The organism is Variovorax gossypii, assembly GCF_003965815.1.
Classification (GTDB): Bacteria; Pseudomonadota; Gammaproteobacteria; order Burkholderiales; family Burkholderiaceae_C; genus Variovorax; species Variovorax gossypii.
In genome coordinates this window covers 131,608-145,272 of sequence record NZ_RXOE01000004.1, presented here as the reverse complement: position 1 = coordinate 145,272, position 13,665 = coordinate 131,608, and the positions used below count along the sequence as shown (strand labels likewise).

The 13,665-nt window shown below is 68.6% G+C and carries 12 protein-coding genes; 7 read left to right on the top strand and 5 right to left on the bottom strand.

The annotated features are described in order from the left end of the window. Positions 1-9: 9 nt before the first annotated feature. Genes EJP69_RS17460 through EJP69_RS17440 form a run of 5 tightly spaced genes read right to left on the bottom strand, consistent with a single transcriptional unit; the run spans position 10 to position 5,809 of the window. The gene (locus EJP69_RS17460) at positions 10-3,081 is read right to left on the bottom strand and encodes a pilus assembly protein (RefSeq protein WP_126471740.1); all 3,072 of its coding nucleotides are present in this window, start codon (positions 3,079-3,081) and stop codon (positions 10-12) included. Between the two features lie 43 nt (positions 3,082-3,124). Then, the gene (locus EJP69_RS17455) at positions 3,125-3,691 is read right to left on the bottom strand and encodes a hypothetical protein (protein ID WP_126471738.1); all 567 of its coding nucleotides are present in this window, start codon (positions 3,689-3,691) and stop codon (positions 3,125-3,127) included. Further along, entirely contained in the window at positions 3,688-4,854 is a 1,167-nt protein-coding gene (locus EJP69_RS17450) for a PilW family protein (protein ID WP_126471736.1), read from the bottom strand. The genes EJP69_RS17455 and EJP69_RS17450 overlap by 4 nt, the downstream gene beginning before the upstream one ends. Further along, positions 4,851-5,408: a type IV pilus modification protein PilV gene (pilV, locus tag EJP69_RS17445; protein ID WP_093197553.1), complete on the bottom strand. Its 558-nt coding sequence runs from the start codon at positions 5,406-5,408 to the stop codon at positions 4,851-4,853. The genes EJP69_RS17450 and pilV overlap by 4 nt, the downstream gene beginning before the upstream one ends. Beyond that, positions 5,402-5,809, bottom strand: a complete 408-nt coding sequence (locus EJP69_RS17440) for a type IV pilin protein (RefSeq protein ID WP_093197550.1) — start codon at positions 5,807-5,809, stop codon at positions 5,402-5,404. The genes pilV and EJP69_RS17440 overlap by 7 nt, the downstream gene beginning before the upstream one ends. A gap of 220 nt (positions 5,810-6,029) precedes the next feature. On the opposite strand from EJP69_RS17440, the gene EJP69_RS17435 reads away from it, so the two are divergent. The 7 genes from EJP69_RS17435 to EJP69_RS17405 all read left to right on the top strand — a co-directional run bounded on the left by EJP69_RS17435 (position 6,030) and on the right by EJP69_RS17405 (position 13,646). Continuing rightward, on the top strand, positions 6,030-8,102 hold the full coding sequence (locus tag EJP69_RS17435; protein ID WP_126471734.1) for a carbon starvation CstA family protein: 2,073 nt from the start codon (positions 6,030-6,032) through the stop codon (positions 8,100-8,102). 5 nt (positions 8,103-8,107) lie between these two features. Further along, positions 8,108-8,317 (top strand): YbdD/YjiX family protein, encoded by a 210-nt coding sequence (locus EJP69_RS17430; protein ID WP_126471732.1) that lies wholly within the window; start codon positions 8,108-8,110, stop codon positions 8,315-8,317. Positions 8,318-8,515: 198 nt separating this feature from the next. After that, the gene (locus tag EJP69_RS17425; protein ID WP_240652185.1) at positions 8,516-9,247 is read left to right on the top strand and encodes a class I SAM-dependent methyltransferase; all 732 of its coding nucleotides are present in this window, start codon (positions 8,516-8,518) and stop codon (positions 9,245-9,247) included. A gap of 232 nt (positions 9,248-9,479) precedes the next feature. After that, positions 9,480-11,639: a TonB-dependent receptor gene (locus EJP69_RS17420; protein WP_126471730.1), complete on the top strand. Its 2,160-nt coding sequence runs from the start codon at positions 9,480-9,482 to the stop codon at positions 11,637-11,639. 120 nt (positions 11,640-11,759) lie between these two features. Further along, positions 11,760-12,185, top strand: a complete 426-nt coding sequence (locus EJP69_RS17415) for an SEL1-like repeat protein (RefSeq protein ID WP_093197539.1) — start codon at positions 11,760-11,762, stop codon at positions 12,183-12,185. Positions 12,186-12,313: 128 nt separating this feature from the next. Then, positions 12,314-13,006 carry a hypothetical protein gene (locus tag EJP69_RS17410; protein WP_126471728.1) on the top strand — a complete coding sequence of 231 codons (693 nt, stop codon included), beginning with the start codon at positions 12,314-12,316 and terminating at the stop codon, positions 13,004-13,006. Positions 13,007-13,028: 22 nt separating this feature from the next. After that, entirely contained in the window at positions 13,029-13,646 is a 618-nt protein-coding gene (locus EJP69_RS17405) for a phosphoribosyltransferase (RefSeq protein WP_126471726.1), read from the top strand. Positions 13,647-13,665: the final 19 nt, after the last annotated feature.

Genomic DNA, 13,665 nt, shown 5'->3' with positions numbered 1-13,665 from the left:
TCCGCGGGCTCACTTCTGGATGAACCAGTAGACCCGGCCCTTCGGCTGCTTGAACGCGGCCTTGGGCGCGGTGCCCTTGGGGCTGAGGAAGGAGTCGGGGTTGGCGCCGATCACCACGTCGCGCATGCTGCCGTCGTCGAGCTGGACGCGGCCCACCACGGGCGAGGGCGCGAGGCCGCCGCCCACCACGTTCTGGAACCGGCCGCCGGTTCCCTGAGGAGCGGCGTTGACGTACGACACGTTGTAGACCCGCGCGGTGCCGAGGTCGGCGCGGCACGACTGCGTGTTGGGGTTGGTCGGCGTGTGGGTGTTGAAGGTGGTGATGCCGTAAGCCGTGACCGAGCTCGTCACCACCTGTTCGCCGGCGGCGAGGGCGAGGTACCAGCCCTTCTTCGTCGCGAGGTCGGACGAACTCGGCGTGGATGTGTCGGTGATGGGCTGCAGCGAGGCCTGGCACAGCAGCCCGTTGCCGGTGCCGCACCGGCTGGTTTCACTGCTCAGCCAGGTGCTGTCGGTGGGCTTGTCGACCAGCATGTAGAAGCGGTTGGTCACGCCGAGCGCGACGTTGTAGTAGCGCAGCGGCTTCTCGCGGTCGCCGGAGCCCAGCAGGATCACGAAGGAGCCGTTGTCCTCCACCACGTCGGGGGCGAACATGAACTTGCGGTTGGGCGTGCAGGTGGTCACGGTGTCGCAGCCGAGCGAGGCGACCTGCGTCATGGTCCAGGCGGACGGCGCTCCGCTGTCGAGCGCGATGCGGTAGACGTTGCCGCCCAGGTCCGCGGCATAGGCGATGCGGGCGACGCCGAGGGAGTCGGTGACGACGGTGACTTCGCCGACCACGGGCCGCGCGGTGGCGAACATCTGCAGGCGCGCGCCGGTGTCGGCGTCGAGCACGTAGATGCCGCTGCCCTTTGCGCCGCTGCCGCAGGCCTGGCTAGCGCTGTTGGTGTCGACGTCCTCGCACTTGTCGTAGCCGCCGCCGAAGATGAGCAGCGGGCTGTTGCCGCCGCCGTAGCCGCTGGCGCGCATCACCTTGGGCGCCGACCAGGTCTGGCCGAGGCCCTCGAAGCCGGTGTCGCAGCCGGTGTCGTCGCCCTGGTTGGGGCAGCCCTTGCGCCACTTCAGCGTGGGCGCGGAGGCGGAGGAAACATCGAAGGCGTAGATCAGCCGGCCGCCCCGGCGCATGCTCGCGTAGAGCCAGGCGGTGCTGTCCTTGCGGTAGGCCGAGACCGGGCCGTCCATGCCGTAGGGCTTGGGCGCGACCGCGCCGGCGGTGACCGGCAGGCCGGGGAAGTTGATGCGCGTGGTGTCGTCGTAAAGCCGCTTGAGGCTGCCGTAGAACTCCGGCGGCATGAAGGACCAGAGCTCGTCGCCAGCGGCCGCCGAGCCGATGGCCGCGCTGCGGTTGCCGTTGACGGCGCGCAGCACGCCGTCGTTGCCGCCGTAGAACACCACCACCTGGGGCGAGGCGTCGGTGCCGTAGTTGATGGCGACCGGCCGCGAGTGCACCACGTCGCCGTGCACGGAGGGGCGCATGGAGGTGGAGGTGACCGGGTTGCCCTGCGCGTCGAGCCGCTCGTCGCCCTTGTTGTCGAGGCCGCGCGCCCAGTTGATGAGCGCGGTGCGGTCGGTGTCCGCCGTGACGCCCAGCGCCGCCTTGGTGATGGCGGAGTTGCCGTCGGCGAATGCGGTGAGCGCCGTGCAGCCGCCCGGCGCGCAGGTCTTCATGTTGCGGTTGGCCACTGCGAGGCGGCGCAGCATGTAGCCCTGCGCGCCTTTTTCCACCACGTTGCCGTCGGGGCTGTCGGCGGCTTCCTTGCCCAGGCAGTCGCCGGAGGGCCGGAAGCTCCAGTAGACGTCGGTGTCGCTGGGCGCGGGTGTCCAGAAGCTGCGCGCGCAGGGTGCGACGAAGCCGGTCTGGTTGTTGACGGCGTTGTTGCCCACCGAGTCCTGCAGGATCAGCTGGTTGGTGCTGTCCAGGCCCAGCTTGTATTGCTTGAGGTTGCCGTTCCAGCGCGGAAAGGCGTCCTGGTCGGGGCGGAACATGCCCACGAACACCTGGTTCAGGTAGGTGCCCTGGGTGTTCACGCTCACCGGCAGGCTCACCGAGGAGAACACGCTGTTGACCGACTGGATCTTGCTGAAGATGTCGTCCAGCGCCGCGCCGAGCGCGCTGCCGAGGTCGGGCTGCGCCGAGATGTCGTAGTACTCGCCCTTGCTCTGGGTGGCCATGCTCTTGAGCAGCGCGCTCCAGCCCGGGCCCTGGCCGCCGGTGGCCTTGGCGGCCTCGATGGTGTAGACCTTCACGCCCATGCTGGTCTGCAGGAAGCGCGACCATTCGTCGGCGGTGTTGTCCTGCGAGCCGCTGGGGCTCAGTGCGATCTGCGTCGCATCGCCGCCCGCTGCGCGCAGGGCGGCGTTGGAGATCTGGCTGTCGCTGGTGTTGTCCTGTGCCGCGCCGTTGCTGATGTAGATGACGTAGGTGCCGGTGCAGTTCTCGGTGCTCGGGCCGACGTAGGTGGTGGCGGAGAAGCCGCTGAGCGCGTTGCGCGTGAGCGCGTAGATGTCCTTCGAGGCCTGCGTGCCGCTCACGTTGCCGCTGTAGTCGGCCTTGTTCTTGCTGTTGCCGGCGATAGGCGTGCCGCTGGCGAGGTAGCGATAGACCTCGGCCATGGTCTTGCCGGCCTTGCCGCCGTTGGACTTGTCGCCGAGCTTGTCGAGGCTGCGGATGAGCGCGCCGTACTTGATCTTGGTGCCGTCGTCCAGCGTGCGCACCGCGGCGCGCACGTAGCCGCCATCGGAGTTGGAGTTGCCCTGGCCGGTCTCGGTGAACATCATCAGGCCGACCTTGAACTTGTTGGCCTTCAGGCTTTCGAAGGCCGAGGCGAGCGCGGTCATCTCGGCGGTGAAGGGCTGGTTCCAGTTGGCCGTGTTGTCCAGCACGAACAGCACGTTCGGCGCCTGCGCCGCGCTGGGGTTGTAGCCTACGAAGAGGTCGATGTCCTCGGCGCGGGCCTGGCCCGCCGTCAACGCGGTGAGCGCGGCGGCCGTCCACAGCGAAGCGAGAAGTTTCCGGATCATGGTGCGGGCCTGTTCGTCGTCGGGTTGTCGTGATGTGGCATGCCTAGGAGGCACAGAAGGCATCGAACTGCGCCTTGTTGAGCAGCACCCGCACGCCTTGCCGTACGGCGGTGGATGTGCCGGTGATGCTGTCGGTCACCGTGGTGCTGATGTCCCAGACGGAGTTGTATTGGTCGGGCAGCGTTGCCAGGCCGGAGCCGCTGCTGGAAGCGCCGCCCGTGACGCCGCCGGGACCCGTGGAGCCGCCGCTGCCGCTGTCCAGTGCCTTGGTGGCACGCACGCAGACGGGAGGCGTGACGTTCACCTGGTAGTCGGTGACACCGTCGTTGTTGATGTCCACCATGCTCACGGTCTGCTGCGGTGCCGCGAGCGTCGGGCTGCCGTCGCTGCCGGGCACCAGCAGGCTGGAGGCGACTTCCTCGATCGCGCGGTTGGCGGCGGCGACCGCCTCGTTGCGCGTCTGCAGGTTGCCCACGGCCTTGAGGTTGGCGTTGCTCAGGTTGAAGGCGGCGGTGACCACCAGCGTGATCAGCAGCAGCATGATCATTCCGATGAGCAGGGCGGCGCCGCGCTGGCCGGTGCCGCGGGCGAGTGGCGCGCGTGGGTTCATGGCGTTTCCCTCCGGCCGGTGACGTTGGTCAGGCGCACGGAGGTGGAGAACGCGTGCCGCTTGTAGTGGTCGTTGAAGGGGCCCAGCGTGGAGCCGCCGAGCTGGTAGGTGCGGGTGTCGGTGTGGCCGGGCGACGCCTCGGCGCTGCGCGCCAGCACGTGCAGCTTGACGGCCACCACGTTGACCAGCTGGTCGGCGGTGCAGGCCGGGCTGGTGCTGCAGTGCACGAAGGCGCCGTCGGGGCTGCCGTCGCCGCGGTTGGCGGGTGTGGACTTGTTCGCGGGGTCGGCCCAGGCGATGGCCGTGGTGTAGTCGACGGCGGCGCCGGTCTTGCTCAGCGTGTCGAGGCCGAGCTCGACGCGGAAGCCCTCGACGCCCTCGATCAGCGGCACGGGCGGCTGCTGCGCGAGCGTGCCGCCCGCCAGGTCGAAGCGCGAGCGCGCGAGCGTGGGAACGCCGTCTCCGGCGGTCTCGGCGTAGTCGCGCACGTAGTAGATGTCCGCCACGAGCTTGCGCTTGGGCGATGGGGTGGTGCAGTCCTTGCGGAACATGGTGTCGAAGCCGGCGGTCGACAGGGCGAACGAGGAGGGTTTCTGCGTGCCGCACAGCGACGACTGGAAATACATGGCGCCGCTCGTGTCGGCATCGCAGTTGGTCGTGCCGGGCAGGCAGGTCTCGGCGTGGCGCACCACGAGGATGTCGGTGCCGGCCTTCTTGTTCTTCAGCAGGTCGGCGCAGCTCGCGGGGACGCTGTCGTAGGTCTGCACCGGCAGGTCGAGCAGCTGGCGCTTGTAGTCGTCGGTCCAGTTCGCGACGGAGTAGGGCAGGCACGGATCGGGCAGCGCGCCGGTGGGCACGTGCGTGGGGGCGCCGGTGACGGTGAGGTCGTCGAACTCGGGCATGTAGTTTTCCCAGAAGCCCGCGTGGGAAAGCTCGTTCTCGAGCACGAAGACGCTGAGGCGGCCGGTCTCGATCTGGCGGTTGACACGCTCCAGCTCGCGCTGCGAGTTGCTCACGTTCAGGAAGAGCGCGAGCAGCGCCGCCACCACGATGAGCATGATGGTGATGGCGACCATCAGCTCGATCAGCGTGAGGCCGCGCTGGGCCCGCAGTGGCGAGCGCAAGCGGCGCGGCGCGGCGACCGCGGTGCGGCGGCTGCTCATGAGAGCGACCCGATGCGCACCAGCGTGGTCACGGTGCGACGGCACTTGTCGTCCTTGCACTGGGTGCCGGTGTCGTACTGCCCCTTGCCGCAGGCCACGCCGTCGGGCGGCGCCGAGATCGGCCCCAGTCCCTGCCAGGCGACGGTGACGAGGTACTCGTTGTTGCCCATGTCCTCGACGCAGCCGCGCCCGCCGATCACGGTGCCGAGCTTGCTGTTGCCGGAAACCTCGGCGGCGCCCTGCAGCGCGTTGCACCACTCCTTGGCGTCCACCTGCTGCCGCGTGCCGGTGGAGGTGGGGCAGGCGGCGTCGGCGCCCAGCGGCGCGCTGGTGATGTAGCTGGCGGCCGTGCGGCGGTTGGTCGCGATGCGGCTGGCCATGTCGTTCAGCAGGATCAGCGCCTGCGAGCGCTGGTACGACTCCATCTCGGAGGCCTGCATGCGGGCCTGGAGGCCCACGAGGCCGAAGAGGCCGAAGGCCAGGATGAGCAGCGTGACCAGCACCTCGATGAGCGTGGTGCCGCGCTGGCGGCGGGCGGGGCGGCTCGTCACCATTTGCCGGACGGCGTCTTCACGCCTTCGCTGGTGAGGGAGAGCGCGCCATCGCCCGACTGCGAGCCGGTCGGCGTGAAGGTGAGCGTGTAGCTCGGGGCGCCGGTGGTGGAGAGGGTGACGTCGTAGCTGTAGCTGCCGGAAACCTCGGCGGGCAGGCTGTAGCCGCTGGCGGTGAGCGCCGCCTTGTCGGCGTAGCCGCGGTTGGCGATGAGGAACTGCTGCTGCCGGTTGGCGATGTCCAGCATCTGCGCCTGGGCCGCCGAGCGCTTCGAGCGGATGACGTACTGCTGGTAGCTCGGCAGGGCGATCGACGCCAGGATGGCCACGATCGCGACCGTGATCATGAGCTCGATCAATGTGAAGCCGCTGCTGCGTCTGCGTGCCTGCGAATGCTGGTTCATCGTGGCTCGAAAGGAATGTTTCACATTGTTAAGAATGTGAATTTATCACATTTATGCGAAATGCAAGCCCTCGAACAGGCCCGTTGCCGGGTCCGCGCAACAGCGGAATCGAGGGTTTTCCATTACGCAAAGCCACGCGGCCGCTCCGCGCGGTCCGACGGATGCGCCGACGCCCCGGCCCGGCAAAACTCCCCGGGTTCAATACCTAGGAGACATCCGCATGCACAGCATCCGACGCCATCTGGTGTGGCTGGTCGTGGCCGTGATCGGCGCGTTCGCGCTGGGCACCGTGGCCCTGACCCGAGGCGAAAGCGTCAACGCCCTCTGGGTGGTGGCCGCCGCGATCTGCACCTACCTGATCGCCTATCGCTACTACAGCCTCTTCATCGCCGACAAGGTGCTGGGCCTGGACGGCAACCGCAAGACGCCGGCGCACCGCCACAACGACGGCCTCGACTACGTGCCGACCGACAAGAACGTGCTGTTCGGCCACCACTTCGCGGCCATCGCGGGCGCGGGGCCGCTGGTGGGCCCGGTGCTCGCGGCGCAGATGGGCTACCTGCCCGGCCTGCTGTGGGTGCTGGCCGGCGTGGTGTTCGCCGGCGCGGTGCAGGACTTCATCGTGCTGTTCATCTCCACGCGGCGCGACGGCCGCTCGCTGGGCGATCTCGTCAAGCAGGAGATGGGGCCGGTGCCCGGCATGATCGCGCTGTTCGGCACCTTCATGATCATGATCATCATCCTCGCGGTGCTGGCGCTGATCGTGGTGAAGGCGCTGGCCGAATCGCCGTGGGGCACCTTCACGGTGGCCGCGACTATTCCCGTGGCGCTCTTCATGGGCGTGTACCTGCGCTACATCCGCCCGGGCCGCATCGGCGAGGTGTCGCTGATCGGCTTCGTGCTGCTGATGCTCGCCATCTTCGGCGGCCAGGCCGTGAGCCAGAGCCCCGAATGGGCGCCGCTCTTCACCTTCGACGGCAAGGCGCTCACCTGGATGCTGGTGGGCTACGGCTTCGTCGCCGCCAGCCTGCCGGTGTGGCTGCTGCTCGCGCCGCGCGACTATCTCTCGACCTTCCTGAAGATCGGCACCATCATCGCGCTGGCCATCGGCATCGTGTTCGTGATGCCCACGCTGCAGATGCCCGCCATCACGCAGTTCGCGCAGGGCAACGGCCCGGTGTGGTCGGGCAGCCTGTTCCCGTTCCTGTTCATCACCATCGCCTGCGGCGCCGTCTCCGGCTTCCACGCGCTCATCTCCTCGGGCACCACGCCCAAGATGCTCGACAACGAGCGCCACGCGCGCTTCATCGGCTACGGCGGCATGCTGGCCGAGTCCTTCGTCGCCGTGATGGCGCTGGTGGCGGCCTCGTGCATCGAGCCCGGCATCTACTTCGCGATGAACAGCCCCGGCGCGCTGGTCGGCACCACCGCGCAGCAGGTGGCTGCCACGGTGTCGGGCTGGGGCTTCGTGATCACGCCCGAGATGCTGGTGCAGACCGCCAAGGACGTGGGCGAGACCACCATCCTCGGCCGCACCGGCGGCGCGCCGACGCTGGCCGTGGGCATGGCCCACATCCTGCACCAGGCGATCGGCGGGCAGGCCATGATGGCCTTCTGGTACCACTTCGCGATTTTGTTCGAGGCGCTGTTCATCCTCACGGCCGTGGACGCCGGCACCCGCGCGGGCCGCTTCATGCTGCAGGACCTGCTGGGCAGCTTCGTGCCCGCGCTCAAGCGCACCGACTCGCTGCCGGCCAACCTCGTCGCCACCGCGCTGTGCGTGGCTGCCTGGGGCTACTTCCTGTACCAGGGCGTGGTCGATCCGCTGGGCGGCATCAACACGCTGTGGCCGCTCTTCGGCATCTCCAACCAGATGCTGGCCGCCGTCGCGCTGATGCTGGGCGTGGTGGTGCTGTTCCGCATGAAGCGCGAGCGCTATGCGTGGGTTGCCATTGCGCCGGCCGCGTGGCTGCTGGCCTGCACGCTCACGGCGGGCTGGCAGAAGATCTTCTCGTCCGACCCGAAGATCGGCTTCCTCTCGCACGCGGCCAAGTACACCGAGGGCATCGCCAACGGCGTGCTGGTGGCGCCGGCGAAGACGCCCGAGGCCATGTCGCGCATCATCTTCAACGACCGCCTCGACGCCGCGCTGTGCGCGCTCTTCATCTTCGTGGTGCTGAGCGTGCTGGTGTACAGCATCAAGGCCTGCATCGCTGCGCGCGCGGCCAACCGGCCGACCACGCAAGAGACGCCGTTCGAGGCGATGGGCGCCGCCACCACGGCCGCCCACTGAACGCCATGGGCCTCGCTGCATTGCCGGAAGCCGGGCGCTACTTCGCGCGCTCGCTCAAGCAGTCGTTGCGGCTCATGGTCGGGCTGCCCGACTACGACGCCTACCTGACGCACATGGCGGCTACCCACCCCGACCAGCCGCCGATGGGCTACGAGGCCTTCTTCCGCGAGCGGCTGGAGGCGCGCTATGGCGCCGGCAAGGGCCGCTGCTGCTGAGCCCGTCGCGGCATTGCGTTACAGCTCTTGCCTGTCGAAGCCCCGTCCCGAGGGATGGACGGGCTCATTCCCCGGGCCTAGAGTCCCGCCCATGTCCGCAGCCTCGTGGCTGACATGGAGGGTGATATGTCCCAGGATCCCTTTGCAGAGTTCAAGAACCGGTAGCGCGAGATGTGGTCGACCTTCGCGCCGACCGCCATGTTCACGACCCCGGTGGCCGGGCATCTCGTCAGGTTCGCGCAGGTCGAGCAAGGCGAGTCGGTGCTGGACGTCGGCACCGGAACCGGCGTGGTGGCCGTCACGGCGGCACGCCGCGGCGCACGCGTCACGGGGCTCGACCTGACGCCCGAGCTGATCGAGGCCGCGGGAGAGAACGCGACCATCGCCGGGCTCGAGGACATCGTCTGGACCGAAGGCGATGCCGAGAACCTGCCGTATGCCGATGCCTCCTTCGACGTGGTGCTCAGCCAGTTCGGCCACATGTTCGCGCCGCGCCCGGAAGTGGCCATTGCCGAGATGCGCCGCGTACTCAAGCCCGGCGGGCGCATCGCCTTCGCCACCTGGCCGCCGGAGCACTTCGTGGGCCGCTTGTTCGCCTTCATCGGTCGCAACTCGCCGCCGCCTCCGGCCGGCGCATCGCCGCCGCCGCAATGGGGCAACTCCGGCATCGTCGCGGAGCGCCTGGGGCCGCACTTCGATGCTCCGTTCTTCGGGCGCGGCACCATGCACTTTCCGGCCCTGAGCATCGAGCACTTCCGCCTGTTCCTGGAGCGCTCGGTCGGCCCGATGCGCAAGCTCGTCGAAGGTCTTGCCGACGATCCGCAGAAGCTGGCGGCGCTGCGGGCCGAATTCGATGCGCTGGCCGAGCCGTACTACGTCGACAACGTGGTGCACCAGAGCTACCTGCTGACGCGAGCCCGGGCGCGCTGAGCGCCGCCGTGGCGGCCCGGGAGGCGGCCGCATCTATTTAGAATCCGCCGGGTCGCGCGATGCGATCCCTTCGTCCGAAACCCCGGCCACCGCGCCGGTGCGGGCCGGCGAAGGCACCCAACCCAGATTTCTTCAAGGCAGGGCACACACGGTTTCTTCATCCGAGCGATGGAGGCGCCGGCGTGGCGCTTCGCGATTTCAAAAAACAGATCGCCCTGAGGGAATTCCTGCCATGTCCGTCCGTTCTCGCGCGCCGCGCTTTCGCCTGCGCCATCCGTCCCTGTTCGTTGCCGCCCTGGCCGCTGCCCATTGCGCGGCCCAGGCCCAGAGTGCCGACGCCACGCTGAAGGAAGTGACCGTCACTTCCGAACAGGACGTCGGCTACGCGCCTTCCGTCGGCAGCACAGCTACCAAGAGCAGCGCGCCGCTGCGCGACATTCCGCAGGCCGTCAACGTGCTGCCGGCGCAGCTGCTGCGCGACCAGGGCGCGACCTCGATGCAGGACGCGCTGCGCAACGCACCGGGCGTGTCGTTCAACGCGGGCGACGGCCAGCGTGACCAGGTGGTGATCCGCGGCTTCACCGCGATCGCCGACTGGTTCGTCGACGGCGTGCGTGACGATGCGCTGTACTTCCGCGATCTCTCCGACACCGAGCGCATCGAAGTGCTCAAGGGCCCGGCCGCCGTGCTCTACGGCCGTGGCTCATCGGGCGGCCTCGTCAATCGCGTGACCAAGAAGCCGATCTTCGAGCGCCCCTTCGGCGAGGTTTCTCTCGGCCTGGGTTCGCACGACTTCAAGCGGGCCACCGCCGACCTCAACACGCCCATCGGCGAGAACATGGCCTTCCGCCTCAACGTGGCGCGCGAGAAGTCGGGCAGTTACCGCGACCAGCAGTTCATCGACCGCTACAACATCGCGCCATCGCTGGCCATCAAGTTCAGCCCGCAGACCGACCTGTTGCTGCAGTACACCAACGCCTACGACCAGCGTCTCACCGACTTCGGCATTCCGGCGCTCAACGGCCGCCCCGTGAACGTGCCCATCGGCACCTACTATGGCTCTGTCTTCGCGAAGCGCGACGACACCACCACGACGAAGGTGCAGTCGTTCACCGCCACCCTCAACCACCGCTTCAGCGACGCGCTGACCCTGCGCAACACCACGCGCTACTACAGCTACAAGCTCGACCGCTTCAATACGCTGCCCAGCGGCACCACCGACCCGGTGCGCCTCACCGTGGGCCGCACCCGCGGTTTCGTCGACCGCGACGAAAGCGGCTGGTTCAACCAGACCGACCTGACGTGGCGCAACGAGCTGGGTGGCTTCAAGCAGGAATGGCTGGTGGGCGCTGAACTCGGCCAGCAGGACAAGCGCCTGTACTCGGTGAGTTCCGCCACCGGCTACGAGCGCGTGAGCATCCTGAACCCGGTGGCCGTGCCGGCGCCGTTGCCGCTTTCGAGCTACACGGCCACGAGCGCGATTCCGAGCAACTCCACCTTCAAGACGGCCGCGCTCTACGCGCAGAACCAGATCACGTTGGCGCCGCAGTGGAAGGCGCTGGTGGGCGGCCGCTACGACGTGTTCGGGCAGGACACGTCCTTCGAGCGCACCCTCGCGCCGCTGTCGCGCACCGACCGCAAGTTCAGCCCGCGCGCGGGCTTGGTCTGGCAGCCGAGCGAAACCCAGTCGTACTACGTGTCGTACAGCCGCTCGTTCCAGCCTTCGGCCGAGACCTTTGCGCTGTCGGCCAGCAACACCGCCAACGACCCCGAGATCACGGTGAACAAGGAGATCGGCGCCAAGCTCGACTTCCTGGACGGCGCGCTCAACCTCACTGCGGCCGTGTTCAACCTGGAGCGCTCGGGCATCAAGAACACCGACCCTACCAACCCCGCGCGGCAGATCAACGTCGGCACGCAGCGCACCAACGGCATGGAGCTGGCGCTTGCCGGCAAGCTGCCGGGACGCTGGGACATCAGCGCGGGCTATGCGTACCTCGACGGGCGCATGACCAAGTCGCTGGCCACGGTGAGCTCGCTGCAGCTGCCGGTCGGCGCCGCGATGCCGGTGCAGGGCAAGATCGCGCCGCTCACGCCTCGGCACTCGGCCTTCGTGTGGCTCATGAAGGACCTGGGCAACGGCCTGAGCGCGGGCGGCGGCATCAACTACATGGCCGCGCGCTATGCCTCGCTGAGCAACCTCGTCAAGCTGCCTTCCTACGTCACGGCCGACCTGGCCGCGAGCTACAAGACCGGGCGCTACGAGATCTCGGCGAACCTGAAGAACATCGCGAATCGCAAGTACTACGTGTCGGGGCACGGCAGCGTGGACAACCTGATCATGCCGGGCCCCGGACGCGAGCTGCAGGTGATGCTGACCGCGAAGTTCTGAGCCAGGATGCGAGTGCAGGCTCAGTCTGCGGCTGAGCCCGCCTGCGCGAATTCCAGCTTTTCCGTTCGGCGCGGCAGCGCGACGATGCCTCCACGACAACATCACTCGTGGAGAACCTCGATGCCATCCGAACTCAACCTCAACCAGATGACCGGCCTGTCGCTGCGCCTGCGCGTCCTGCTGTCGGGCGTGCTGTTGCTGGTGGCGGCGATCAGTGCGGCGCGTCCCGCGGGTGCCGACCTCGACCTGCAGGCCGAGCAGCGCTTCCAGCTCGCGCTCGAGGCGCAGGCCGGTCGCGACTACCGCGCGATGCTCGATCACCTGCGGCAGGCCGCCATCGAAGGCCACGCGGAGGCGCAGGAGATGCTCGGCATGGTGCTGATGACCGGCCCGGCGCTCTACGGCACCGCCGTGAAGGCCGACCGCTGCGAAGCCGGCGAGTGGATGCGCCGCGCGGCGGTGCAGGGCAGCGAGACGGCGAAGGTGCAACTGACCTTCCTGAACCGCCTGCGGACCTCGCCCTCCGGCAAGCGTGCCTGCGACTGACTGAGTCGGCATCCGACTACGCTGCGACTGACTGAGTCGGCATCCGACTACGGCGGCGCCCGTGCGCCGGTCGCACAATGCCACATGGCGAGGGCATCCGGTAGCCCTCGACGCGAGGACAGTCAACCATGCGCAATGTGCTCGACTTCAGTTCCTGGCAGGGCCTCTTCACGACGCTGCTGGGACTGGTGCTGGTTTCCGTCGTGGCGGTCGGCATCCGCCTGCTGGTGATGCACGGCGTGCAGCAGCGGCGCGAGCGGCAGAACCGCCAGATCAACGAGCGGCTGAAGACACTCATCGCGGCCTACAAGGTGCTGGGTGGCTCGTTCACCGGCGACCTGGCCGTCGACCCCAGCCATCTGCGTGAGCTCAGGCAGCGGGCCGAAGCCGCTTCGCCGGAGGATGCGGCGGGCCATGCCGACCTGTCCGCATCGGACCGCCGCCGGCGCATCCGCGATGCCGTGGAGGCTGCGCTCTCCGACGTGATCCTGCTGGGCACCGAGACGCACGTGCGCCTCGCGATCAAGGTGGCCAACGACATGGTCGCGGGCCGGGCGGTCGAGACTGCCGAGTTGGTCGTGGCGCTGCGCACCTTCATCCGCGATGTGCTCGACCTCGACCCCGTTCCGGCGGAACTGAGCATTCCCAGGCAGGGCCCCGTGCGAGCCAAGGGCGCGCCCGCGCGCGGCGAGGGCGCTGGTGGCGGGCGCGGTGGCGGTTCGAAGGGTGGGACCGGCGGAGGCGGCGGCGGTGGCATGGGCATGCGCGCCGAAACCGTCCTCGAAGGCGGCGACGCTCGCGCGCCGGGCGGCCACGGATGAGGCGCGTGCAAAGAGGCATGCCATGTTCAGGGATCGAACCGATGCCGGCCGGCAACTGGCGACGCTGCTGAGCCACTACCGCGATGCGCAGCGCTGCATCGTGCTCGCATTGCCGCGGGGCGGCGTGCCGGTGGGCGCCGAGGTGGCTCGGGCGCTGAACCTTCCGCTCGACGTGCTGGTCGTGCGCAAGCTGGGCTTCCCAGGCCATGAGGAATACGCAGTCGGCGCCATCGCCACGGGCGGCATCCACGTGACCGGCGAAGACGTGCCGGGCGTGGCGCGCGTCCTGAAACGCGAGCGACGCGAACTGCAGCGGCGCGAGCACGAGTACCGCGAGCACTGCGCGCCGCTGGACCTGCGCGGCATGACGGCATTGCTGGTCGACGACGGGCTCGCCACCGGTCTTTCGATGCGCGCGGCGGTGATCGCGGCACGGGCGCTCGGTGCCGCGTCTGTCGTCGTGGCCGTGCCCGTGGGCAGTGCGACCGCGTGCGATGCGTTGAAAGGCCAGGCGCCCCATGCCGACGAGGTGGTGTGTATGCACGTGCCCGAGCCCTTCGTCGCGGTCGGCAACTGGTACCGATCGTTCGGTGCGACCACCGACGAAGAAGTGCGCCGGATATTGGCGCAGTGGCGCTGAGTTTTCATTCCGTCTGAGT